The organism is Arthrobacter sp. V1I7 (genome assembly GCF_030817015.1).
In the GTDB taxonomy this organism is placed as follows: domain Bacteria; phylum Actinomycetota; class Actinomycetes; order Actinomycetales; family Micrococcaceae; genus Arthrobacter.
In genome coordinates this window covers 1,776,824-1,800,852 of the sequence record NZ_JAUSYS010000001.1, presented here as the reverse complement: position 1 = coordinate 1,800,852, position 24,029 = coordinate 1,776,824, and the positions used below count along the sequence as shown (strand labels likewise).

The following is a 24,029-nucleotide window of genomic DNA, read 5'->3' as shown; positions in this document are numbered from 1 at the left end:
TGATCCGGAGATCCCGCAGTTTGCGGGCGAAGGTCACGGTCAGGTAACGTGGCGGCTGGCCCTGAGGGGTTGGCCCGCACGCAGGGCCCCGGAGGTCCGGATGCCGGGCACCGCTGCGCCGATCGGCGCCTGCTCGCTCCCGCCCAGTGCAGGGGCTCGAACGAAGCTTCGAGCACTCGTCATCGCCTCAGTGCAGGCTGCCGTTTGCGTCAGTCCTAAGCCCGAAGGGGTCTCTTGCTTAAGAAAATAGCCATCACGCTCACGATGGGCGCGCTGTCCTTGACCGGGTGCAGCATCGCTCCCCCATCCGATGGGGCCGCACCGCCAGCGAGTGCCAGCGAATCGGCAGCGCCGGCAAAGTCGGCCCCTGCAGCGGCGAAGACCGCGAAAGCTACCCCGGCGCCGGGGCAGACCACCAAGGCCACCGATTCCGCCGGAGCGCCTGCCACGGACGCCCTGGCCGAGGCTGATGCCGCTGCTGCTACTGTTCCGGACCCGGCGCCCGCCGCAGCACCGGCTGCTGGAGCTTCAGCTGCAAAGGCTCCGAGTGCAGCAGCACCGGTTGTTGCAGCGCCTGTCAAAGCTCCGACTGCAGCTCCGGCAGCCCCCGCCGCTCCCCCGGCGGCAGCGCCCCCGGCCGCTCCCCCGGCTGCAGCAGCAGCAACAACGGGCAGCGGCACCCAGGCAGCCACCAACTTCAACTGGGGCCCGGTCCTGGCCGGGGACGAGTTCTCTAATACCGGCGCACCGGACTCCACCAAGTGGAGTGTCTTCAAAGGTCCCGGACACCACCGCCAAGGCATCCGCAGCCCGCAGGCCTGGTCGGTCGGCAACGGCGTGGCCACCGTCAAGGGTGACGCCGCCGGCACCACGGGCGGCATGTCCGCCAAGTTTGCCCAGCAGAAGTACGGCCGCTGGGAAACCCGCATGAGGACCAACGATCGGGACCCGGAGTACCACCCGGTCCTGATCCTCTGGCCGAATGACAACTCGTCGCCCAACTGTGCCGAAATCGACTATGCCGAAAGCAGTACGGACACGTCCATGATGAAGTTCTTCCTGCACTACGAGTGCGATGGCAAGGATTTCCAGACCCACGCGGCAAAGCCTGTCGACAGCACCCAGTGGCACAACTACGCCGTGGAGTGGACCCCGGCCGGCATCACCGGGTACATCGACGGAGTGAAGACCTTCAGCGACACCAACCCGGCGCACCAGCCCACCGTGGGCATGCACCAGACGCTGCAGCTCGACTGGTTCCCTGACGGATCCGCCACGAAGCCATCCGAGATGCAGGTCGACTGGGTTCGCGTCTACAAGTAGAGAACACCGACTCCGCCCGTTGCTATTGACGGAGGGGAACGGCCCCGCACGCCTCGGCGTGCGGGGCCGTTCCAGATTAATCACAGTGGTCCGGCCCGCAACCGGGTGAGACACTCGGTTCCATGCGCGAACTGGTCATTCTCGGCACCGCCTCACAGGTCCCCACCCGGACACGGAACCAGAACGGCTACCTGCTGCTTTGGGACGGTGAGGGCATGCTCTTTGACCCCGGGGAAGGCACCCAGCGGCAAATGATCCATGCCGGCGTGTCGGCCTCCCAGATCACGCGCATCTGCCTCACGCATGTCCACGGCGACCACTGTTTCGGATTACCCGGTGTGCTGTCCCGCCTGGCCCTCGACGGTGTGACGCACCCGATCCATCTGCACTATCCCGCCTCCGGGGACGGGGCGGTCCGCGCGCTCGTGTCGCTCTCCTCCCCCGGCCCCGACCTGCGGCTGCACCCACACGGAAGTGCCGGTCCGGTCGCGCCGGGCCTAGAGGTCCGGCCCCTGCGGCACCGCATCGAGACGTACGGCTATCGCCTCGTCGAGCCGGACGGCCGCACTCTTCTGCCTGACCGGCTGGCTGCCGCGGGGCTGTCGGGGCCGGACGTCGGCCGCCTGCAGCGCGAAGGAAGCCTGAACGGAGTGCGGCTGGAAGACGTGAGCGTCCCACGCCCAGGCCAGAGTTTCTCCTTCGTCATGGATACCGCGCCCTGTCGCGGCGCCGAAGACCTTGCCCACGGGGTCGACCTGCTCGTGGCCGAGTCCACCTTCAGCGATGACGACGCCGACCTCGCGGCTCAGTATCGTCACCTCACCGCCGGACAGGCCGGCGTCCTGGCATCCGACGGCGGCGTGGGCACCCTGGTCCTCACCCACTTCTCGTCGCGCTACGGCGACATCGCGCCACTCGCCGGGCAAGCCCGTGCTCGCGCGGGCGGCGCCACCGTCGTGGCCGCAAACGATCTTGACCGGATCCTGTTCCCGAAGCGCCGGGATTCAAGCCGGACGCCCTCCGGTCCGTCCCTGTGATCACGTTTGCCTCCAGTCAGCCTCGCTTTCGAGGATCTGCGTTTCCTCAGTAGATGAAGATGTCGATCCAGGCGCGGTTGTGGGCATGAATCAGGACCAGGAACAGGACGAAATCGAAGAGCAGGTGGACGCTCACGATGTAGGACAGGGATTTGGTTCGCGTGAATATGAGCGCCTGGAGGAGGGCGAAGGGGAAGATGAACAACGGCGCCCAGGCGCGGAATCCCAATTCCCACAGAAACGAGGTGAAAAGGACGGCCTGGAGCACGTTCGCCTGGCCCACGGGCAGATGCCGGCGCAGGAGCGCAAAGACCGTGCAGATAAAGAAGAGCTCGTCCCAAATGCCCAGGACATTAGTACCCAGGAAAAGTCGTGCGATTCCGTCCGGATCCGAAACCGCGGGCCAATTACGGTAGACGCCGGTATTGACCATGTAGGCCGGCAGCACCGCGTACCCCATGATGACGACGGCGGGCAGATACCACTTCTCGGCCCGGGTCCAGGCCTTCCCGGTAAGCACCGGAAACCTGATCGCATAGTCCTTGAAGGCAAAGCGCGAGACAGCGTAGGGAATTCCCACGGCCAGGATCATGGCGAATCCCATGACCGCCATGTGCTCCGTGCTGATATCGGTGGTGATCGGAACGAGGCTCATTGCCATGAGTCCGACGGCGATAAGGGCCAGATCCCGCAGCAGCGCCGCGTCTATCCAAGCTGCCAGCAGGAGCGCCAGCGCCAGGAGGCCAAAGCCGGCAATTTTGTGCTCCAGCACAAAAAGAACAAAACCGGACAACGAGACGAGCACGGAGGGAAGCAGCTGCAGGGATAACCCATGGTGGACCCCGGGCCGCCCGGCCAGCGCGCCGTCGTCGTTCCGGGACTGCCGCCCCTGCCCGTGCAAACTCCGTCTACGCAATTGCAGTCTGTGCTCCACGCGACCCCCAGCTCCTTCATCCGGTCCGCGACGCTGCCAGTATGAGCGCCGATCCGACATCCGGCAACCCTCCGCTCACAGCGATACCTGCGGAGTGACGCCTTCCGGACAGGGCGTCAGTCCGAAGCCCGGATTCCGTGGCTTCGGACTGACGCGGCTCCCAGAGTTACTTCTTGGCAATGAAGTAGGCGTTGAACGGATCCGAGTCGATTTCCCTTGACTCCACGTTCCCGAAGCCGGCGTCGGCGAGCATCGACAGCGCAAGCTGTTCGCCCCACACGGTGCCCAGCCCGTCGCCGTCGAGCCCCAGCGAAACACTCATGCAGTGAAAGGTCGAGATGGCGTACAGGTAGCTGCCCCACGGGATGTCGAGGTTGTCCTCCACCTTGCTGGAGGCCTTGATATCCACCATCAGGAATATTCCGCCCGGCCGCAGCGCCCGGCGGACGTTGCGCAGCACCGCTGCCGGATGCGCCTGGTCGTGGATGGCGTCAAAAGCGGTCACCGCGTCGAAGCAGGCCTCAACGTCCAGGCGGGCCACGTCAGCTACCTCGAAGCCCGCGTTCGCCAGCCCCATCCGTTCGGCCTCGGCACGGGCCGTCAGGACGGCCCGCTCGGAGAAGTCATAGCCGGTGAACCGGCTGGCAGGGAAGGCCTGGGCCATGAGGTTGATCGCGTGGCCGCTGCCGCAGCCGAAGTCGGCGACGTCAATCCCGGCCTTGAGCCGCCCGGGCAGTCCCGGTGCGAGCGGCAGAATCACGTCCAGCAGGGCAGCGTCGTGCACCGCTGCGCTGGTCTCGGCCATGTTCTTGTGGAAGTGGGGGTAGTCCGCGTACGACAGCCCGCTGCCGTGCCGGAACCGCTCGATGATCTTCTGTTCCACTTCGCCCATCATCGAAATGTGCTGCATCAGGATCGCCATGTTGTCCGGGCCTGCAGCTCTGGTCAACACGGCCGCATGCTCGGGCGGCAGCCAGTAGGTCCCGGCGGCCGAGTCATAGCGGACCACGCGTGCCGCGGTCATGCCACCGAGCCATTCGCGCACATAGCGCTCATCCAGGTCGCCGGCGTCCGCGATCTGCTCGCTGGTGGCGGCCGGCAGTCCCGCCAGCGTCTCGAACAGGCCGGTCTGGTGACCGACGCTGGTCAGCAGGGCGATTGCCGCATCGTTGAGGATGCCCACGAAGCGTCCGGCGAAGGCCTGGGAGGCCTCGGCGTCAAACTCCACTGGTGATGTTTCTTGATCGACAGTCATTTTCTTCCTCCGGTTGCTACGGGCTTTCCCCGCCCGATTGATTCCAGCGTAGGAATGCCGGCAGGGGGCCGGCATCGGGCGAATAATGCGTTCTGTCCGGAGGCCGATGGGGCGAATGATGCAGCCGGTGGCCAAACTGGCTCAGTGCGTCCCGACCGTGTTGCGGGTGCAGGCCGTTTTACTGGATGCAGCATGATTACCGGCGCGGCCGCAGACCGTGTTCGTGGGCCCAGGCCGCGGCCGCTGTGCGTGAGGAGACGCCGATCTTGGCGAAGATATTGGCCAAGTGTCTGCCGACCGTCTTCTGACTGATGAACAGCGCCTCGGCGGTGTCCTTGTTGCTGGCCCCCGCGGCGGTGTAAGCGAGCACGTCCGCCTCGCGCTCGGTCAGCCCTCCGGGCAGCCGGCCGCCGTCGAGCCGCTGAACGTCCGGAAGTGCGCCTAGTTCGCGGTAGATAGCCAGCGCTGTCGCCGAATCGGCGGCGGCGACGCTGGGGAGGTCCAGCCCGCGGTGTGCCTGAGCGAGCAGTTCGTAGATTCTGGCCGTTTCGTAGCGGGCATGCAGCCCGCGGTACTCCTGGGCGGAAGCCTGCAGCACGGGCAGGGCATCGGCATGCCGCGACTCCGCGATCAGCACGGCGGCCCGGGCCTGGCCGGCCCAGGCGCGAAAGCCTGCGGTGGCGAACACGGCGGCGGTTTCCTCCAGTTGGCCACACAGCCGCTCCGCCTCTTCCACTTTCCCGAGGGCGAGGGCGATTTCGACGCCGGACTCCAGCAACCGTGCGCACGCCAGCCGGTCCCGCCCGGCCAGGGCGGCACGCAGACCGGCCCACGCGGCGTCACTCTTCCCGGCGGCATGCTGGAGCAGGGACTCGCCAGGCTGGGGTTCGGTTCCCAGGTCGCGGGCCCGGGCATAGGCTTTCTGGGCGCCGCTGCTGTCCCCCCGCAGCCGACGGATCTCGCCCACCTGATAGAAGGCCTCGCCCGCAACCCAGTTGTTCCGGCCCACGAGCTCTGTCCCGCTCCGCTCGATTTCGTGTTCCGCCGCCTCCCAGCCGCCTTCGATGCTCAGCAGCTGCAGCCGGTGGATGCGGCAGATGCCCGAGTACACCACCTCGCCGGGGAACTGCTCGCACCACTGCTCCGTGGCCTGGGTCCAGGCCCGCATCCGGTGCAGGTCGGCCAGCTCGTGGCACGCATGGATCACAGTGCAGTAAATTTCGCCAGCCCATTCCGGCGGCAGCTGGCCGGCGAGCACCGGCAGCATTGCTTCGTCCAGCTGGGCAAAACCGGACGCGGTGCCGCCGCTGCGCACGTCCGCCAGGCCGGCAAGAACCAAGCCGAATGACGTGAGCGCCGGGGCGCGAAGGCGCCGTCCTAAGTCCTGCAGCTGCGCCGCGGCCTCCCGGGCCGGCGCGAGGTCGGGGATGCCCAGCGCGAGGGCGGCGTCGAGGTAGAGCAGATAGCCGTGCTCCGGGCCTTCGGGAAGTTCCTGCAGCAGCCGCCGGGCGCGGTTTACCCAACCGGAAGCGATGACCAGGTCCCCGCGGATGAACCATAGCAGCCCGAGGTTCACGGCTTTCATGGCGGCACCGGGGGCATCGTCGTCGTCCTGGAAGCGTTGGTAGACCTCCTCGGAAATCCCCAACGATTCCTTGACCCGTCCGAGCCACCACGCCGCGCTGCCCAGAAGATTCAAGTCCCCGGTGGCCAGCTCCGACAATGTGCGGGCCTGCGTGAGCTGCCGGTGGGCGGCATGCCAGTCCCCACGGGCGTACGCCGTCCGCGCCAAGGCCAGCAATTCGTCGAACTCGTCCATCCGGGGCTCCACCTCAACGGTAACGCCGCCGATGGCAGCCGGTCGACCGCTCTATGTGTGCTTCCTTGCCAATCCGGAGGGCGGATCGTCCGCTGGCTCAGAACGGGTTCAGCAGCCGGTCCACGAACTGCCGGGTGCGTTCCTCCCGCGGGTCGCGCAGCACGGTGTCCGGGTGGCCGCGTTCGACGACGACGCCTCCGTCCATGAAGATGACTTCGTCGGCGACCTGGCGGGCGAAGGCGAGCTCGTGGGTGACCACGACCATGGTCCAGCCTTCGTCTGCGAGTTCCTTGATGACGGTCAGGACGTCGCCCACCAACTCCGGGTCCAGTGCCGACGTCGGCTCATCGAAAAGCAGCAGCTGCGGGCGCAGGGCAAGCGCACGCACGATGCCGACGCGTTGCTGTTGTCCGCCGGAGAGCTCAAAGGGGTAGCTGTTCTCCTTGTCGTCCAGACCAACGCGGGCCAATAGCTCCCGGGCTTCTTTCATGGCGTCGGCTTTGGGGCGCTTCTGGACCTGGACCGGGCCTTCGATGATGTTCTCCACGACGGTCTTGTGCGGGAAGAGATTGTAGTGCTGAAACACCATGGCGCTCCGGTCCCGCATGGCATTCAACTGCTTCTTCGCCACCGGTGCGGAGAAGTCGACGGTGAGTTCGCCCGCGAACGAAACGATGCCGGCGTCGGGCACCTCAAGCCCGTTAAGACACCGCAGGACCGTCGTCTTACCGGACCCTGACGGCCCGATCAGGGTAACGACTTCGCCGCGGCGCACCTCCACGTCGATCGATTTCAACACCTCGTGCCGACCGAACGCCTTGCGCAGCCCCCGGACCGTCAGGATGGTGGCCGCGTCCGGGGCGGTGGAGTCAGTGTGCGACATAGCGGTCCAATCTCTTTTCCAGGGCGGACTGTCCGCCGGACAGGAACAGGCAGATTATCCAGTAAATGACGGCGGCCTCCAGGTACAGCAGCATGAACTCCTGGCTGAAGGCGGCCACCTGCTGCGCCTGCCGGAACAGCTCGGTCACGAGGATCAGGGAAGCCAACGAGGTGTCCTTGACCAGGCTGATGAACGTGTTGGACAGGGGCGGGACCGAGACGCGGGCGGCCTGCGGCAGGATGATCCGTACCAGCGACTGCCGGCGCGACATGCCGATGGTGTGTCCGGCCTCCCATTGCCCCTTGGGAACGGACAAGATGGCGGCGCGGATGACCTCTGCCGCGTAACCGCCCACATTGAGCGAGAAGGCGATGATCGCGCTGGGCCAGGGGCTGATGGTGAGTCCGATGGAAGGCAGCCCGTAGAAAATGACGAACAGTTGGACCAGGAGAGGTGTGCCGCGGATAACCGATATGTACATCCGGGCGACACCGGCAAAGACTGGATTGCGGCTTAGCCGCATCAGTGCCACCAGCAGGGCCAGCAACAGGCCGATACCGAACGAGGCCAGCGCCAAGGGAATGGTGCCGGTGACCGCGCCCACAAGAATTGGACCCAGCGACCCCCATACGAGATCCCAGTTGATATTCATCCGCTGACGCAGCGTTCGCCGACGGCTTCCGCCCGGCTACTTCGTGACGTCCGCGTCGAAGTATTTCTGCGAAATTTTTGTCAGCGTACCGTCGGCCTGCAGCTCGCCGAGGGCTTTGTTGACTGCCTCCACGAGGCTGGTTGATCCTTTGCGGAAGGCGAAAGCGCTCAGCGACTTGTCCGTGGTCTCGGCCGCGATCTTGATTTCGCTGTCCTTCGCGGTCTTTTGGTAGTCCAGGTACGTCAGTTTGTCGTTGATGGTTGCGTCGACACGGCCCTGCTTGAGCAGTGTGATCGCCTGCGCCCATCCCTCTACGGCCTCGACGGTGGCGCCGCTTTCCTGCGCCAGCTTGTACCAGTTGCTCGTCAGCGATTGGGCTGTGGTCTTGCCCTTGAGACTCTCGAACGAGTTGATGCCGTTGTTGTCGGCCTTGGTCACCACGACCCCCGTGCTCACGGTGTACGGGGTCGAGAATTCGTACTTCGCCTTGCGTTCATCCGTAATGGAGACCTGGTTCGCGACGACGTCGAACCTCCGGGCCTCGAGGCCGGCGAAGATGGCGTCGAACTGGGTTTCCTGGAAGGCCGGCTCGACGCCAAGCTTGCCGGCGACGGCGGTGATCATCTCGACGTCGTAGCCGGTCAGTTCGCCGCTGCCGTCGGCGTGGAACGAAAAGGGTTTATAGGTTCCTTCGGTGCCGACTTTAAGAGTGCCCGCGCTCTGGACGTCACTGAGGGAAGTGTCTGCGCCACCCGCCGGCGTCGAGTTGACCGGAGTCGTCGGCCCCGACCCGCACCCGGCCAGGGCCAGTGCTGCAGCGGCAAAGAGACCGATAGCGGAAAGTGGTGTGCGCTTCATGTTGGTCCTCAATCCTGGAGCCGGCAGGGCTCGCCGGCTGCACTGCCCGCCGGCTGTCCAATACCGACGATAGCAAGATCTCCTCCCAGGGAATACCTGTTGGGGAAGTTCTTATTTTGATCTAGTCACAATAACTGCTAGCGTTACAACAGCGGGCAACGGCAGGATATGGGGCCGGATATTGAAGCCCCCGACCATCCGCGCAGCCGGACTGAAGGTCCCAGCGCCACGACTTGCGCTGCGGCCCGGTTAACCACGTGTACTTCGTCGCCGGCCAGGCACCATGCCTGCAGCCGTCGGATGATTCCGGTTTTGTTGTTTCGCGGGCCGACGTTGCCTACAACGGGCTGTGCAGGACCTGCCAGGAGCAGGCAGCTCTAGCGACGGGCTGATGGTTCAACCGACTCCTTCTTATGCCGACGTCCGCGACCTTATGCCGACGTCCGCGACGGACGCACGGCAGTTGTGGCCGCACCGCCGGCGGCCCGCTGCCCGGCACAGCGGCCCGCTGTTTGGACGCCGGTGCCCGCCGAAAGAGACCACCGACCTACTACCCTCGCTTAATTAGGAGCAGACCATGACTTTCCAGGCCGACCGAACTACCGCACGCCCCACCACCCGCCGCCCCGAATCCGTCCCCACGGCGCCCCGGGGAGGAAACTACGTAACCACCAGCACCTTCCCCGCGGGTTCGCACACAGAAGGCAGCTACGTGACGACGCCCGGTGGAGGATCGGGAAATCGCCACCGCGCCCAGGGGCACTACGTCACCCTCGCCAACCGGCGCGGGGACGACACCGCCGGAAGCTACACCCAAGCCAGCTAAGGAACGACGCTGCCACGAGGGCCGTTTACTGCTGGTAAGTGATGTAGGCCTCGTACTGCACGCGCCATTTCTCGGGAGCCTGGGGGTCAGGTACAGCGGTGGTGAGGAACTGAACGCTTGTCACCTGGCCCTTCAGGTATTCCAGCCATTGGGTGACGTCCCCCGATACGTCCCTGTCCAACTGGGCGACGTGGTGAACCTTCATTGCCATGAGGGGCCTCCTTGCTTGGTGGGGAGACTTTACTCCCCACCGCCGAGGCAGTTCTACCCCTTAGCCGCGAACGCGATCAGTGAACCATCACCAGCAGCAGGTGCATGTCCCGTCTCCGGGACATGCACCTGCTGCCTTTGCAGCGCAAGGCCCACGCAGTGGTTGGGAGCGTCGGGCAGGGCTGGCTCACCAGATGGAAAGTAGGCTTACGATATAAAGGACAGTGCTGCACGGAAAGGACGAGACCATGACTGGCAAAAACGACAGCGAAGACGGTTTTATAGTTCCGGATCCCTCGAAGCTCCGCGAGGACGTCCCAGGCGACGCCGGCGATGAAGCGAACGTGATCCGCTTCAGTGAAGAACAGGCTTTGATCCAGGAACAGGCCCACGGCATCCGGCCGGACACCTACAGCGTCCCGTCCGGTGGGCCCACGTTGGAGGAGGCCCGGGGGAACTTGGATTTGCCTCCCGACAACACGGGCACCTCACGGTCCAGCGACAGCAGCGACGACGCCCTGCATGGCGGCGCTGAGCAGTAGTCCGTCGAGGCAGTAGTCCGTCGACAAAAACTAGTGTCCTGCGCCTGAAATTCGCTTCAGAAGTCGCCCGAGGGATTCGAGGATCTGTTCCGCGGTCTTTGTCCAGGTGAAGGGTATGGGGTTGGTGTTCCATTCGCTGACCCATTTGCGGATGTCCGCTTCGAGGGCCTGGACGCTGCGGTGGTCACTGCGGCGCAGCAGGTCCTCGGTGACGAATCCGAAGAACCGCTCGACCTGGTTGAGCCAGGAGGAGTAGGTCGGGGTGAAATGCATGTGGAAACGCGGGTGATTCTCAAGCCATGTCTTCACGGTCGGGGTCTTGTGGGTCTGGTAGTTGTCGCAGATGAGATGGACGTCCAGGCCCTCGGGGACCTGGGTGTCGATCTTGGCCAGGAACTTCCTGAACTCGGCGGCCCGGTGCCTGCGGTGCAGGCTGGAGATCACTGACCCGTCCGCGGTGTTCAGGGCGGCGAACAGGGTGGTGGTCCCGTGCCGGACATAGTCGTGGGTCCGCTTCTCCGGCATGCCGGGCATCATGGGGAACGCAGGCTGGGACCGGGCCAGCGCCTGGACCTGGGACTTCTCGTCCACACTGAGCACGACCGCCGATTCCGGGGGATTCAGATAGAGACCGACCACGTCGTAGACCTTCTCGACGAACAAGGGATCGTTGGAGAGCTTGAAGCCGTCGGCGCGGTGGGGCTTGAGTTCGAAGGTCCGCCAGATCCGTCCGATCGTGGACTTCGAGAGCCCGGAGCGTTCGGCCATCTTCGCCCTCGACCAGTGCGTGGCGTTCGCCGGCGTGGATTCGAGCGTCGCAACGACCACGTCCTCGACCTGGTCGGCGGTGATCGAGGCCGGCCGTCCGGGCCTGGGATCGTCGACCAGTCCGTCCAGCCGGTGCTCCAGGAACCGGCGCCGCCACTTCGCCACAGTATGCGGCTCGACACCGCACCGGGCTGCGACAGCCACGTTCGTCAGACCCTCGGCGCTGGCCAGCACGATCCTCGACCGTGTCGCCAACGCCTGGGATGAGTTCCGTCTCCGGGCCCACCGCTCCAGCGTCCCGCGTTCTTCAGCCGACAGATCCAGCAAGGCCTTCGGCCGCCCGACATTCGCCATATCCTGATTTTATAATTACGAAGCGAATTTCAGGCGCAGGACACTAGGCGGGGCTTCCCCGTGGAAAGGGCCCCGCCCGCGTGCGGGGCCGCTTTGGCCAGTGAGACGCGCGCCTCACCGGGACGCCGTCGTACGTCACTGACAGCTGGCCTCGGTGTGGGTCTGCCGGATTTGCGTTCCCCTTATGACGAACCGAACATTGATCATGCAGGAGGTTTTCGAGAGGACACTATCGTCCTTGATCACCTGCCGCAGTTGGAACAGGGCAGGTTCGCCGCTTTTCACCAGAGCACTGAATCGCTGGGTACTATCCGACCAGGCGGTCACAATGCCATTCTTGCTGGCCCCTTGGTAGACCGTGGTGCTGGTCGTGACGGCAGACTGGGTGATGGTCTTACCGCTGGGGGTATCGGTTTGACTGAACCGTCCGGCTTGGCTGATGCAGACGAGATGATCGTACGGGGCTGCAACGTAATTGCAGACTTCGGCGAACACGAAGTGGTGCGGAGGAGCGGCTGCCGCCGGCGTGGCCGAAAGGGCCAGCACGGCACTTGAAGCCAGGACGGACACACCTGCCCGGAATTTCAGGTTTCTGAAATTCTTCACGAGATTCTCCGAGGAATCAGCGGCTGCAAAGGCCGAACTTTGGAAGAGAGAGCGCATCGGACATGCGCCGGTGATTGCGATTCCAGCCTCCGCAATAGATGCGATATGGAGATTCCAGTTTATGCCTGCCGGCCACATCCTCAAGGGACCGTGAGAACCTTATGGATGTGGCAAGCGCAGACCGCAGGCCCATAGGACTTCATCAAACCTTCCCGCCCAGTGATCCCCATGCCGCTGATAGGGTCTGCCCATGGATGAAAATTTGGGGAAGTTCATCGACAATTTTGCCGAGCTGGTGCAACTGGCGCAGTCGGGACAGCACCGGGTGCCGGCAGGAATCCAGCTGCTGACAACCCTGACGGACCATCTGGCGGTTCCGGCGGAATCGCTGTCCGTCGTGGTGGAAGAGATTCCGCCGCACCGCTTCGTCGACGCAGACATCCTGATGGCCGGGCTCGCCGCCGAGGACGCGGATTTCCGGCTGCTGGGTGTCGGTGGCGGGGACCCGCGCCACCATCAATCGCTCAGCGACATGCTGCAGCAATCCCAGTTTTTCCCCCAATTCCCGATTTCCCAGCCTGACTACACCAATCTGGCGGTGGGCCCGGACGAACAGCGGCAGGTGGTGGCCCTGGGGCTGTGGTTGTTCAGCCACGCAGGAAGCCCGGTGGCGGTGCTGCAGCGCGACGCCAACCCCCGCTACGGGCGGCAGTCGGCTTCGCTCGAAGTGCTGGCAGGCGATACCAGCCACGCCGCGGGCTTCCTTTCGGCGTTCCGTCGACGGATGCAGAACCGCAGTGTCCTGAAGGGCCAGGTCATCTCACTTGTTATGGGCGAGTATGGCCCGAGCGCGGCGGGAGTGACCTTCCATGCCCGGCCTGCCCTCTCCGCGTCTGATGTCATCCTGCCGGAGGGCCTGCTGCAGAAGGTGTCGGACCACGCCGTCGGCATCGCCAAGCACCGGGACTCCCTCAACCACTACGGGCAACACCTCAAGCGGGGAATCCTGCTCTATGGCAAGCCGGGGACCGGCAAGACGCACACAGTGAAGTATTTGTTGAGCCAGAGCGAAGGCGCCACCGCAATTTTGCTGTCCGGAGGATCACTGGCCCGGATCTCAGAGGCTGCCACCATGGCCAGGGCATTGCAGCCCTCCATCGTGGTACTTGAGGACTGCGACCTCATCGCCGAGGACCGCAGTTTTGGGCACGGCCCCCAGCCGCTGCTGTTCGAGGTGTTGGACGCCATGGACGGCCTGGACAATGACGCCGATGTTGCGTTCATTCTCACCACCAACCGCGTGGACATGCTCGAACGCGCCTTGGCGCAGCGGCCCGGACGTGTGGATCTGGCCGTGGATATTCCCCTCCCGGCCCAGGCGGAGCGGGTCGGGCTGGTGAACCTGTACGCCCGTGAGATTCCGTTCAGCCGGGAAGCGGTTCAGGATGCGGCAGCGCGGACCGCGGGAACAACGGCCTCGTTCGCACGCGAGCTCGTGCGCCGGGCCGTCGTCGCGGCCGCCTTGGATGGCGTTCCGGTCGGGGACAGCCACCTGGCCAAGGCGGTGGAGGACCTGATGGCCGACGGCGAAGCCCTGACCCGGAGCCTCCTCGGCAGCGGGACCGGTGGCGCAGGAGATGGCTTGGGCGGGCCCTTCCCGGGAGCACCAGACTTCAGAGGGCCCTTCCCGGGAGGACCGGACTTTGGCGGGCCGACCGCCTCCCATCCCGGGAGCTAGCACCGCCGGCCCCCCGAGCTGGTACACGTCCGGGTCAGTCCCAGCCCAAGGCGGGCCGGAGGTCGCGGGAAATCGATCCGAGCAGCCGGACGTTGAAGTCCACGCCAAGCTGGTTCGGGACGGTGACGAGCAACGTGTCCGCCGCGGCCACCGCCGCGTCCCGGGACAGCTCCTCAACGAGCCGCTCGGGCTCACCAATGTAGCGCCGCCCGAAGCGGGCCAGCCCGCCGTCGATGTACCCCACCTGGTCCCGGGCTTCGGCCTGGGCGCGCAGGCCGAAGTATCGGCGGGAGTCGTCATCAATCAGCGGAACGATACTTCGCGACACAGACACCCGCGCAGTGCGCCGGTGGCCAGCGGCTGCCCAGGCCTCGCGGTAGCCGGCGATCTGCTCGGCCTGCAACTGGTCGAAGGGAACCCGGTATCCTCGGTCAGCAAGGTCGAAGACATGAGGTTCATGCCCTCGTGCCCGGCCCACCGGGCGCTGGCACGATTGCCGGCACCCCAGCAGATTCGCTCGGGGAGCGAAGGGGACAGCGGCTGGACCGGGACAAGTCCGATGCGGCCCGCTGGCCTGCGGATCGGCAGCGGCAATGACTGCGCCCGAGATGGCGCTCCGGAAGAGCGCAGTGTGCCGGCGGGCCATGTCGGCGGCGGACTCGCCCTCGGCCGGGAGGTGACCGAAGGCCTCGTAGCCGGCCACCACTGACTCGGGGGAACCACGGCTCACCCCCAACTGCAGACGCCCTGCGCTGATGAGGTCGACGGCGGCGGCCTCCTCAGCCATGTAGAGCGGGTTCTCGTACCGCATGTCGATGACTCCGGTGCCAATCTCGATACGGGAGGTGCGGGCGGCAATCGCGGGGAGCAGGGGAAACGGCGAGGCCTGCTGCTCAGCGAAGTGATGAACGCGGAAGTACGCACCGTCGATGCCGGCTTCCTCAGCGGCCACGGCCAACTCGATCCCTGCAGGAGGGAGTCCTGGGTGGAGCGCACGCGCGAACCCGGGACGTCGCGCCAGTGGCCGAAGGAGAGAAAACCGATCCGTTTCATAAGTACTCACACTCCCATAAGCCCTCACCCAAGGAGCAGCCACAAATCATCGGACGCCCTCATCCAGCACGAGGCCCTAGGTCCTGGATCCGTGCCTCCGTCTGCACAGGAGTGGCCTTTCCGGCGTATCCTGAATACACGTTTTCGAGCGCGATGGCTGGACAAAAGATGGCGCGGAACAACCGAATAAGATCTCGCCTGGTCGCGGCCCTTGGGAGGGTCCTCGTACTGCTGACAGTCAGCGTGCTCTGCGGGGTTCTGGCCGCCAGCCTGGTGGTTCCGGGCGTTGCTGCCGCCGGCGTTGCCGTCCGGAATTCGATCATCTTCTTCAACAACCTGCCGTCCGAACTGACAGTGGAGACGCCGTCGCAGTCAACCAAAGTGCTGAGCGCTGACGGAAAGCCCATCGCCACCTTCTACGCGGAGAACCGTGTAAAGGTCGGGCTGGACCAAATGTCCCCCTATATCAAGGACGCGATTATCGCGATCGAGGACAGCCGGTTCTACGAGCACGCGGGGGTGGATCCGCAAGGGATACTCCGGGCCCTGACGTCCAACGTCACCAGCGGCGAGCGGCAGGGCGCCTCGACGCTGACCCAGCAATACGTCACCAACGTGATCAACGAGTCCCTGTTGTCGGCGGACAAGGCCGGTCAGGTGATCCTCAGCGGGCAAAAAAGCGTGGGCGACAAGATACGGGAAGTCAAGCTCGCCATCGAACTGGAGAAGAAATACACGAAGGACCAGATCCTGGAGGGCTACCTCAATATCGTGTTCTTCAACCGTGACGCCTACGGCGTTGAAGCCGCGGCACGGTATTTCTTCAGCACCACCGCCAAGGACCTCACCCTCCCCCAGGCCGCCCTTCTCGCGGGCCTGGTGAACGGCCCCAGCGTCTACGACCCCACCGTCCACCCCGAGAATGCCATCCAACGGCGCAACCAGGTGCTGGACAGCATGCTCAACCAGCAGAAGATTACCCAGGCTGAACACGACGCCGCCACTGCCACCGGAGTGGAACTCAAGATCACTCCGGGCAAGCAGGGCTGCGCCCACGCGGACATGGCCCCGTACTTCTGCGACTACGTTTCCCACCTCATCCTCAATAACCCGGCCTATGGCGCCAGCCCGGCCGAACGGGAGAAGAAGCTGTACCGCGGCGGCCTGACCATCACCACAACACTGGACAGTCGGCTGCAGGCGGCCGCGCAGGCGCAGGTCGATGCCACCGCCGGGGCTAACCCGGACAGGTGGGGTGCGTCACTGGTCTCCGTCGCCCCCGGAACCGGCAAGATCCTGGCAATGGCGCAAAACACCGTATTTCTCCCGCAACCTGGAAAATTCGACACCCAGCTGAACTTCAACGTCGACGCCAAGGACGCCCAGGGCAACGACCTGAACGGCGCCGGCGGGTTCCAGCCCGGATCCACCATGAAACCGTTCACCTTCGCCCAATGGCTCAATGAGGGCAAGTCCCTGACGGCCATGGTGGACGCCGCCCGGCGGACGTACCCACTCGATTTTCCGTGGAAGTCCAGTTGCGGCAAGGTGCTCGGTGCCTACAGCACGGAACAGAAGAACGCCGGCCTCGGCGCCGCAGACGACCTTCAGAACAACGATGAGGGGTACTACCGCCCTATGGCGGTCGATTACGGGCTCTACAACTCAATTAACACCGCAACTTTCGCCGAGGCGGCGCAACTTGATTTCTGCGGCATCCAGAAAATGGTGGACGCCGTGGGGCTCCACAGCGGCGTGGATAACGCCCCGGTGAACATGCACCAGCTTGGCAATCTCCTTGGTGCCATTGGCGTGGCGCCGCTCCACCTGGCCAACGCGTTTGCGACGTTTGCCAGTGACGGCAAGTACTGCACGCCGATCGCCCTTGTGGACGTGACCGATGCAACGGGACGGAAGCTTCCGGCGGAGGCCGCGAACTGCCGCGACGCCGTCAAACCCGAGGTGGCCCGCGGCGTGAATCTCGTGCTTCAGGACGTGCTGAAGCGGGGGTCCGGGGTGTACATCAATCCGAAGGTCCAGAACCAGGTCCCGGTGGCTGCTAAGACCGGCACTTCCAACAACAACGGCGCGACTTGGGTGGTCGGCTACACCTCCGGCCTCGCCACCGCCTCCTTCTTCGGTGACACCCTCGAGGGTCAGAAACGGCCCGGCCAGAACGTCACCATCAACGGCAATTTTTACAAGGCCATTGACGGATACATGCTCGCCGGCCCGCAGTGGGCGAACTACATGCAACAGGTTGCGGGGCTCTACCCGGCCGCTGCCTTTCCGCCGCCGCCCGAATCCATGACCAAGCCCTGATCCACCGGCCGGGCGGCCGCCGGACTTAGTCGTCCTTAGCGACGTGCTGCGTGTCGACCGGTTCGCCCTGACCGTTGTTGGTCCTCCTGTTGGTCCTCCTGTTGATCAACCAGGTGATGAACCACAACACGACGCCGATCGCCATCAGGCCGCTGGCGATCTGGTATTGGATGATGTTGCGGCCGACCCACGGACCGGCGAGGAAGGCACACAGCAGGGCCGCCACGAGCGGCATTGGCCCAGGAGACGTGAAGAACACCTTGCGGTTGGGGTCCCGCTTGCCACGGAGTACAACGCAGGCCACGTTCACCACGGTGAACACACACAGCAGCAGGAACGCCGTCGTTCCGGAGAGGTTGGCGACGACGTTGCTGTCCGGGTCGCTGGTGACGTACAAAATCAGCCCTAGTGCGAGGATGGTCGAGAACACGATGCCGGCCCACGGCGTCCGGCGGCCCGGCAGCACCTTTCCAAGCGGCCGCGGCAGGACGTTCTGGCGGGCCATGCCGTAAATCAGGCGGCTGGCCATCAGCATGTTGATCAACGCGGTGTTGGCGACCGCGAAGACCGCCAGGAACGGGAAGATCCTGTCGATCGGGAAGTCCGGCGAGCCTTTATGCACCACCTCGAGGAGCGCGGCCCCTTCGGCCTCCCGGATCCCCTCGAGTTCGGTGGGCGAGAGCACGCTGACCACGGAGACGGCCACAAGCATGTAGAGGATCACTGCGACGCCGAGACCGGTCAGCATGGTCCGGGGGAAAATCCGCTCGGGGTGCTGCGTCTCCTCCACCATGTTCACGGAGTCCTCGAAGCCGACCATCGCAAAGAACGCGATGGAGGTGGCCGCGGTGACAGCCAGGAACAAACCCTTGTCCTGGTAGTCGTTGAAGACGGTGATTTCTTCCAAGTTCCCGGTGCCCTGGCCCATGACGTAGAACCCGACGCCGATCACAATACACAGGGCGATCATCTCGACCAGGGTGAGCACCACGTTGAACTTCACACTCTCACCCACGCCGCGCAGGTTGATGGCCGCCAGCAGCAGCATGAAGCCCAGCGCAACGGCGGTGACCACGCCCTGTCCGGGTGCGCCCATCCAGCCGTTGAGCTCGAGGCCCCCGAATAGATTCTGCGCAAGTACGTTCGCCGACGTCGAGGCGCTCGTGATGCCGGAGCAGACCACGGCAAACGCGACCAGGAAGGTCACGAAATGAATGCCGAACGCCTTGTGGGTGTACAGCGCCGCTCCCGCTGCCTGGGGGTACTGCGTGACCAGCTCCAGATAGGAGAAGGCGGTCAGCGTCGCGACGATGAAGGCGAGCAGGAACGGCAGCCAGACGATGCCACCGACCGTGCCGGCCATGGTTCCCGTGACGGCATAGACCCCGGCGCCGAGGATGTCACCGACGATAAACAGGAGCAGCAGCTTGGGTCCGAGGACCCGCTTGAGTTCGGGCTCATCGCCTTCGGGAGTCGCATCAAACACTTCTTCAGAAGTCGTGCTCATATTGACCTCCACAGTCGCTACGCGGAAACCTAGACCACCGGGTCAGATTTCCGGCCGCGGTGGAACACCTTCACTTTGGCCTCTGGGGGTCACTTTGGCAACAACCCCTTGGTGCACGCGATCCGCCGGGCATGAAGATGCAATCGTCGCGTTCCGAGTACCAGCGCTTAGAACCACTAAGGCATCCCAGGCGTCTGCTGGCTTCCGAAGACGTTGGTCGCGCAGAAAAACGGTTTGTTAACTGCTCGCACCCGCGCAATTCCCGCCTCCTCGATTTCGAGACCACGGTCCTCGAACCAGTTAAAGCGGCCAAGGCCTAAATAAGATCCATGATCTCTCTCCAGAGCATGCCGATGAAGAACACGCAGGCGTCGCCTTCGTTGTCCCACCGTCTGAGGACGTATTTTTTCCTCGTTCCCCCGTGAGGGTTTCCCACATCCCATCCTCGGTTGCAACGATGAAAGCGCAGTCATCCGCGAATTCACCGTGGAATACGACGACATTGGGTCAATTGCAGTTTGCTTCAGGTGATATTCGAGCTGACGAACGCTCCGTGGAATCATTACGGTGTGACCTCACCTTGCAGGCGTTCCGCACGCCGGGCGAAATAGCGATTCGTTGCTCGCACCTTCTTCAGGAAATCGGCGAGAGCCTCTTCCTCGTCTCCATAGACTTCCTCATATTGTTCGTAGGCCCTTTCATCAGTCGAATAAACCCGCCACCCCGCACTTTGCGCGACAATTCCAACCTCATTAGCGCGGGGGCCACGATCTTCAAACCAATTGAAGCGGCCAAGGTTTCGGCCGCCAACGCATCCCCGGACATTCGCCCTGTTAGTTGCACTCATATACGGTTCAGCGACCCGTCCCAGTGCTTCATTCGCCTGACGTCTATCCATCGGCGAATCAGAGCCTAGTGGCGTGCTCGCCTACGAAGTTCGCTGGAGATCTCTGACCAGAGCATGCCGATGAAGAACACGCAGGCGTCGCCTTCGTTGTCCCACCGTCGGAGATCGTCTTTTTCGCCTCTTTGCCCCACAAAGGTTTCCCACATACCGTCATCCGCTTGCATGATGCATGCGTATTCTTCTCTAAATTCGCCGATCCAGTACGCCTCCGGGTCGATGCCGGCCTGCTGAAGCATGTATTCCAGCTCGCCGACGTTCATCGGAATCATCATGCTGTGACCTCTCTTATAAAACCTTTGTCCAACAGCTCGTTGATTTTGAGGTTGGTGTAGTACTGGGTGGCGCCTCCGGCTTTGCCGAAGGCCGGTGCGGCAGGTCCGGCCCACGCAGGAATCTCGTGGAGGACTTCGTACTGATGGTATCCATCCCGCCGTCCGAATTTTTCCAGGCTGAAGTCCGGCAGTGCGCGGTCGGGGAAATTCTCACCGACAGGCGAAGTGAAGTTTCCCCTGGGTAAGCCGTAGCGGTCGATGAGGTGTCCGGGTTTGAGACCACGGGGGTCCTGGCTTCCGGGGCGAGGAACCCCTGGGGATGCAGCTCTTTGTCGGGCCAGACATCGGATTTGATCTTAGGGGCGCCGTTCGGGTAGGTCCCCTGGTCCGCCCGGGGGTGGACTAGATCACTGGTGTGGGTGGCGCTGCCGTCCGGCGCGTAGTGGGCGATGTCTGTCGTGTCGAGGATCTCTACTTTGGTTGCTGCCTCCGCGAGTACCGACTCATCCGTCAGGTCCGGGTCGATCGGGGTATCAGCGGCCTCCTGCTCTGCATGTGCGTCAACGGCGTCTGCAACATCGTCCCCAACGGTAGCCGGCACGGCGTCAACGGCGTCGTCCGCAACATGAGGCGGAGCGGCTGCAACGTCGTCAGCGACATGGGCCGGAGCGATTTTGGCTGCGTCAGGAATACCCCCCGCCGGATCCGGCAGGGCAACACCGGGAGCTACCTTGACCTTAATGGCTGCCAGGGTGTCAAGGACTTTGGCGGCGGTTTGGGGCATGACGAGGTTGGATACCTTCACGGCGAAGGATCCGGGTTTGGAGAGGAAGGCCCCGGTGGTACTCAAACCCTGGGCAGCGCCTCCGAAAAGCGGGGAGAGCTTGCCGAGCCGTGTACTGTCCGCCGTGGCGGTGACGATCTTTCCCGCAACCGAACCGGCTTTGTTCGCCACTGTCCCGGCCTTGGCTCCCACGCCGATTCCCGGGATGAACAGCGACGCCACGCTGAAGACGTTCGCCCCTCCGGCCCAGGACGGGTTGGTCTTGGCCTCCTCCTCGTGAATGGCGGAGGACCATACGGCTCCCCAGTCGATGGAGCCCGGGTCGGTGACCAGGGTTTTGATGCCTTCAACTGCGCGGTCGTGCTTCGTCTGGTTGCTGACACCAGGAATGAGCGACCACACCCGCGGTGGGGTCATGTCACGGCCACTGGAAGCACTGCGTGCCCCTGAGCCATGGCCGGAGCGGGCTGAAGCAGGTACAACTGAGTGATGACGACCTCGCCCCTGGCGCTCGGCCCGATGATGCGGTACGTGGATGAGACCTCGGCGAGTATCTGGGTGGAGACCCGGACTCCTGCGCGGGTCTCGGTCCATGCCGACGGCAAGGACTGGGAGGCGCGCACATTCGGGGTGCACGGCCATCACTACGCGCTGGTGGAGCTGGACGGACTGGAGCCGGGAACGGTCACGCCCTACACCCTCGAGATCAACGGATCACAGGTCTGGCCCGACCCCACGTCCGGGTTCCCGCCGCCAATGATCACCACGCTGAAGCCCGGCAAGCCGCTGCGGATGGCCTTCGGCTCGTGCCGCACCAGCGTGCCGCACGATGCGTCCGGTAACCGGACCCACGGCGTCGACTCGCTGCGTGCCTACGCGCTGCGGATGGCCTTCGGCCACGACCTGGCGTGGCCGGATCTGGTGGCCTTCCTCGGGGACCAGGTGTACGCCGACTCGACGAGCGAGCAGATGCAGCAGTTCATCCGCGCCCGCCGGGACATCGCAGAACCGCCAGGCGGGGAGCTCAGGGACTACGAGGAATACGCCCACCTCTACTATCTGGCCTGGTCGGACCCGGCGAACAGGTGGCTGCTGTCCACCCTGCCCAGCGCCATGATCTTCGACGACCACGACGTCCGCGACGACTGGAACTCCTCGCTGACCTGGAAAAAGGCAATGGAGGCCACCTCCTGGTGGCGTGAACGGATTGTCGCGGGGCTGGCCTCGTACTGGGTCTATCAGCATCTTGGGAACCTGTCGCCGCAGGAGCGCGTCGAGGACCCTATCTGGCAGCGGATCGCCCGGCACGGTGGCGAGCCGGAGCTCGACCTGAGCGCGGAACTGGACACCTTCGCGGAACGGGCAGACCAGGACCCGACATCCTACCGGTGGAGCTTCTGCCGGGATTTCGGGGACACACGGCTGGTGGTGGTGGATTCCCGCGCCGCCCGGAACCTGGCGCCGGAAGACCGCTCCCTGCTTGACGAAGCGGAAATAGCCTGGCTCGACGGCCGGATGCGCGGCGGTTTCCGCCACCTGCTGGTGGCGACGTCGCTGCCTTTCCTGCTGCCGATGGGATTGCACCACATCGAGGCCTGGGATGAGGCCGTGTCCGAAGGTGCGTGGGGGAAACTGGCCGCCCGGGCCGGCGAGAAGCTGCGCCAGGCGCTGGACCTTGAACACTGGGGCGCCTTCCAGAGGAGCTTCCAGAAGGTGGCGGCCATGACGGCTGAAGTCGCCGATGGCAAACGGGGCCCGGCACCGGAAACCGTCACCTTCCTCTCCGGAGACGTACATTTCTCCTACGTTTCGGAAGTGGAGCGCTCCTCGGGCAGCCGGATCGTGCAGGCAGTCTGCTCCCCTATCCGCAACCCGCTCCCCCGGCTGTTGAGGTCCTTCACGGCCATCACGTCCTACGGCCTGGGCGAAGCGGCAGGTTCCCTGGCCGCTCGCTCCGCGAAGGTCCCGGACCCGCCGTTCCGCTGGTCAGGCATCAAGGGGCCGTGGTTTGACAACAACCTGGCCTGCCTCGAGGTGGTGCCGGAGGGGCTGAAACTGTGGTGGCAGACAGGGGTGGTGAACGACGGCGACCACCTGCACCCCCGGCTGGAACGGGTCGCCTCCGTCACCGTGGCTCCTCGGAGGGCCGGGGAGCACGGCGTGAGTTCAGCCTCAGAAGTGCTGTCGGAGGAATAGCAGGAGCCTTGGAGGGCTTGTTCCAGACAGCGGGGCCAGGTGGCCGCCGCCAGAAAAAAGGATGCCTCTTGCCCACTTCTTATATCCCCTTCACCCTGCGCGCCACAGCCCGAGAAGGCCACCAGCCGTCCTTCCGGACAGATATCGAACGGTTGACATCGGATCACCGCGCGCCGTTGTCCACGGTCAGGTCGACGGACACGATGGCGTGCCTGCGGGGCGCGATAGCCAAAGGTGAGCACACCGCGAACGAGGTGAGCCTCGCCAGGTATTTGGAGGACCGGCTGCTCACCAACGGCATCCGCCTCGACATCACGGTCAATTTAGACCGCTAGCGACCCCCCGGCGTTAGCCCCCACGCCATACTCAACAAGCGTGCCGACGCTGATGTTCGCGAAGGTTCACGTCCGGCTCTATCCCATCCGGCTCCGAGCCTCTATTCTCTTGCCATGAGAGCCGGGGGCGCATGTTGGCGAGGGGAATCGCGCCAGCGTGAGCGCGATCCGGTGCACCGGCGGCTACTCCCGGCCGGACGTTTAGCCCAGTTGTCCGGCGAAGTATCGCGATCGAGCGGCACATGAATTCCCGAAACGCCCCTCCGCCGGACAACTATGACGAATTCCTTTCGAGGCTGGACGCTGCTACAACAAGCTTGAGCACGCGGGCCGCCGCGCTGGATAAAGCGATATCGGCCGTTACTTTGCTCCTGGGTCCCTATGAATCCGCCGTCCGGAAATGGGAACGGCGCCGCGTCCAGGTTGGTGAGCACCTGGACCGTCACCCGGGAACCCCGCAGACTTACACCGCCCTGAGCGAGCTCCACGAGATGGCTGTGAAGATGGAAGCGATGCTGCGTGCCCGTACCCAGAGTGTCGCGGAAAAGTTAATGATCATGCAGGGGCGTCGCGTTGCCATCGACAAGTCACTGCTGGAGCTCGACATGAGCAGGGTCAAACTGAATTCGTCCCGGATGCTGTCGCAGGACCGCGAGAAGCTCAGCAGGGTCTTTTCCGAGCTTGCTGGCTCCGCCGATGCCGCCGGAACCATCTCCGACCTGGGCCTGTTTGGGGATCTCAAGGAAGCACGCGAGGCCGTCATCTTGGCTGAAGCGCTTATGGAAGTGAAGGGGCACTAGGAATGGATAATTCGGTGCACGATGAGCCCGGGAAGAATGCCGTCACTC

Annotated in this window: 23 protein-coding genes; 9 read left to right on the top strand and 14 right to left on the bottom strand. The window is 64.4% G+C overall.

The annotated features are described in order from the left end of the window. The first annotated feature begins 234 nt into the window (after nt 1-234). Both QFZ69_RS08420 and QFZ69_RS08415 read left to right on the top strand, forming a co-directional pair. Nucleotides 235-1,323: a glycoside hydrolase family 16 protein gene (locus QFZ69_RS08420; protein WP_306917241.1), complete on the top strand. Its 1,089-nt coding sequence runs from the start codon at nt 235-237 to the stop codon at nt 1,321-1,323. A gap of 122 nt (nt 1,324-1,445) precedes the next feature. Next, entirely contained in the window at nt 1,446-2,360 is a 915-nt protein-coding gene (locus tag QFZ69_RS08415) for a ribonuclease Z (protein ID WP_306917238.1), read from the top strand. A gap of 46 nt (nt 2,361-2,406) precedes the next feature. Here QFZ69_RS08415 and QFZ69_RS08410 read toward each other — a convergent pair whose 3' ends face one another. The 6 genes from QFZ69_RS08410 to QFZ69_RS08385 form a co-directional block, all read right to left on the bottom strand. Then, nucleotides 2,407-3,177, bottom strand: a complete 771-nt coding sequence (locus QFZ69_RS08410) for a type II CAAX prenyl endopeptidase Rce1 family protein (protein ID WP_306919637.1) — start codon at nt 3,175-3,177, stop codon at nt 2,407-2,409. A gap of 283 nt (nt 3,178-3,460) precedes the next feature. After that, on the bottom strand, nt 3,461-4,549 hold the full coding sequence (locus QFZ69_RS08405) for a class I SAM-dependent methyltransferase (protein ID WP_306917237.1): 1,089 nt from the start codon (nt 4,547-4,549) through the stop codon (nt 3,461-3,463). A 196-nt stretch (nt 4,550-4,745) separates the two neighbouring features. Continuing rightward, entirely contained in the window at nt 4,746-6,368 is a 1,623-nt protein-coding gene (locus tag QFZ69_RS08400) for a response regulator transcription factor (RefSeq protein WP_306917235.1), read from the bottom strand. Between the two features lie 97 nt (nt 6,369-6,465). Then, the gene (locus QFZ69_RS08395; RefSeq protein ID WP_306917233.1) at nt 6,466-7,251 is read right to left on the bottom strand and encodes an amino acid ABC transporter ATP-binding protein; all 786 of its coding nucleotides are present in this window, start codon (nt 7,249-7,251) and stop codon (nt 6,466-6,468) included. After that, nucleotides 7,238-7,903, bottom strand: coding sequence for an amino acid ABC transporter permease (locus QFZ69_RS08390; protein ID WP_306917231.1), 666 nt, complete (start codon nt 7,901-7,903; stop codon nt 7,238-7,240). Before QFZ69_RS08390 ends, QFZ69_RS08395 begins: the two co-directional genes overlap by 14 nt. 36 nt (nt 7,904-7,939) lie before the next feature. Next, entirely contained in the window at nt 7,940-8,761 is an 822-nt protein-coding gene (locus tag QFZ69_RS08385; protein WP_306917229.1) for an amino acid ABC transporter substrate-binding protein, read from the bottom strand. Between the two features lie 577 nt (nt 8,762-9,338). Here QFZ69_RS08385 and QFZ69_RS08380 point away from each other — a divergent pair. Then, a complete protein-coding gene (locus QFZ69_RS08380) occupies nt 9,339-9,587 on the top strand; it encodes a hypothetical protein (protein ID WP_306917227.1) in 249 nt (82 codons plus the stop codon). A 25-nt stretch (nt 9,588-9,612) separates the two neighbouring features. Here QFZ69_RS08380 and QFZ69_RS08375 read toward each other — a convergent pair whose 3' ends face one another. Further along, nucleotides 9,613-9,798, bottom strand: a complete 186-nt coding sequence (locus QFZ69_RS08375) for a hypothetical protein (RefSeq protein WP_306917225.1) — start codon at nt 9,796-9,798, stop codon at nt 9,613-9,615. Nucleotides 9,799-10,045: 247 nt separating this feature from the next. Here QFZ69_RS08375 and QFZ69_RS08370 point away from each other — a divergent pair, with 247 nt between their 5' ends. Further along, entirely contained in the window at nt 10,046-10,339 is a 294-nt protein-coding gene (locus tag QFZ69_RS08370; protein ID WP_306917223.1) for a hypothetical protein, read from the top strand. Nucleotides 10,340-10,369: 30 nt separating this feature from the next. Here QFZ69_RS08370 and QFZ69_RS08365 read toward each other — a convergent pair whose 3' ends face one another. Then, the gene (locus QFZ69_RS08365; protein WP_306912900.1) at nt 10,370-11,461 is read right to left on the bottom strand and encodes an IS630 family transposase; all 1,092 of its coding nucleotides are present in this window, start codon (nt 11,459-11,461) and stop codon (nt 10,370-10,372) included. A 135-nt stretch (nt 11,462-11,596) separates the two neighbouring features. Continuing rightward, entirely contained in the window at nt 11,597-12,067 is a 471-nt protein-coding gene (locus tag QFZ69_RS08360; RefSeq protein ID WP_306917221.1) for a hypothetical protein, read from the bottom strand. Nucleotides 12,068-12,317: 250 nt separating this feature from the next. On the opposite strand from QFZ69_RS08360, the gene QFZ69_RS08355 reads away from it, so the two are divergent. After that, on the top strand, nt 12,318-13,805 hold the full coding sequence (locus QFZ69_RS08355) for an ATP-binding protein (protein ID WP_306917218.1): 1,488 nt from the start codon (nt 12,318-12,320) through the stop codon (nt 13,803-13,805). A 34-nt stretch (nt 13,806-13,839) separates the two neighbouring features. On the opposite strand, the gene QFZ69_RS08350 is transcribed toward QFZ69_RS08355, so the two are convergent. Beyond that, nucleotides 13,840-14,757 carry an LLM class flavin-dependent oxidoreductase gene (locus tag QFZ69_RS08350; protein WP_306917215.1) on the bottom strand — a complete coding sequence of 306 codons (918 nt, stop codon included), beginning with the start codon at nt 14,755-14,757 and terminating at the stop codon, nt 13,840-13,842. Nucleotides 14,758-15,026: 269 nt separating this feature from the next. Between QFZ69_RS08350 and QFZ69_RS08345 the strand changes: the two genes are divergently transcribed. Then, on the top strand, nt 15,027-17,180 hold the full coding sequence (locus QFZ69_RS08345) for a transglycosylase domain-containing protein (protein ID WP_306917213.1): 2,154 nt from the start codon (nt 15,027-15,029) through the stop codon (nt 17,178-17,180). A 25-nt stretch (nt 17,181-17,205) separates the two neighbouring features. Here the strand turns inward: QFZ69_RS08345 and QFZ69_RS08340 are convergent, their stop codons facing one another. The 4 genes from QFZ69_RS08340 to QFZ69_RS23310 all read right to left on the bottom strand — a co-directional run bounded on the left by QFZ69_RS08340 (nt 17,206) and on the right by QFZ69_RS23310 (nt 20,126). Further along, nucleotides 17,206-18,687, bottom strand: a complete 1,482-nt coding sequence (locus QFZ69_RS08340; protein ID WP_306917211.1) for an APC family permease — start codon at nt 18,685-18,687, stop codon at nt 17,206-17,208. Nucleotides 18,688-19,249: 562 nt separating this feature from the next. After that, complete coding sequence (locus QFZ69_RS08335; RefSeq protein ID WP_307000032.1) at nt 19,250-19,534, bottom strand: hypothetical protein; 285 nt, start codon at nt 19,532-19,534, stop codon at nt 19,250-19,252. A gap of 65 nt (nt 19,535-19,599) precedes the next feature. Next, on the bottom strand, nt 19,600-19,866 hold the full coding sequence (locus tag QFZ69_RS08330; protein WP_306917207.1) for a hypothetical protein: 267 nt from the start codon (nt 19,864-19,866) through the stop codon (nt 19,600-19,602). Continuing rightward, nucleotides 19,863-20,126: a TNT domain-containing protein gene (locus tag QFZ69_RS23310; protein WP_373461932.1), complete on the bottom strand. Its 264-nt coding sequence runs from the start codon at nt 20,124-20,126 to the stop codon at nt 19,863-19,865. The genes QFZ69_RS08330 and QFZ69_RS23310 overlap by 4 nt, the downstream gene beginning before the upstream one ends. Before the next feature lie 1,013 nt (nt 20,127-21,139). Between QFZ69_RS23310 and QFZ69_RS08320 the strand changes: the two genes are divergently transcribed. The 3 genes from QFZ69_RS08320 to QFZ69_RS08310 all read left to right on the top strand — a co-directional run bounded on the left by QFZ69_RS08320 (nt 21,140) and on the right by QFZ69_RS08310 (nt 23,981). Further along, a complete protein-coding gene (locus tag QFZ69_RS08320; protein ID WP_306917203.1) occupies nt 21,140-22,846 on the top strand; it encodes an alkaline phosphatase D family protein in 1,707 nt (568 codons plus the stop codon). A 68-nt stretch (nt 22,847-22,914) separates the two neighbouring features. Beyond that, a complete protein-coding gene (locus QFZ69_RS08315; protein ID WP_306917201.1) occupies nt 22,915-23,181 on the top strand; it encodes a hypothetical protein in 267 nt (88 codons plus the stop codon). 242 nt (nt 23,182-23,423) lie between these two features. Further along, on the top strand, nt 23,424-23,981 hold the full coding sequence (locus tag QFZ69_RS08310) for a hypothetical protein (RefSeq protein ID WP_306917200.1): 558 nt from the start codon (nt 23,424-23,426) through the stop codon (nt 23,979-23,981). The last annotated feature ends 48 nt before the right edge of the window (nt 23,982-24,029 follow it).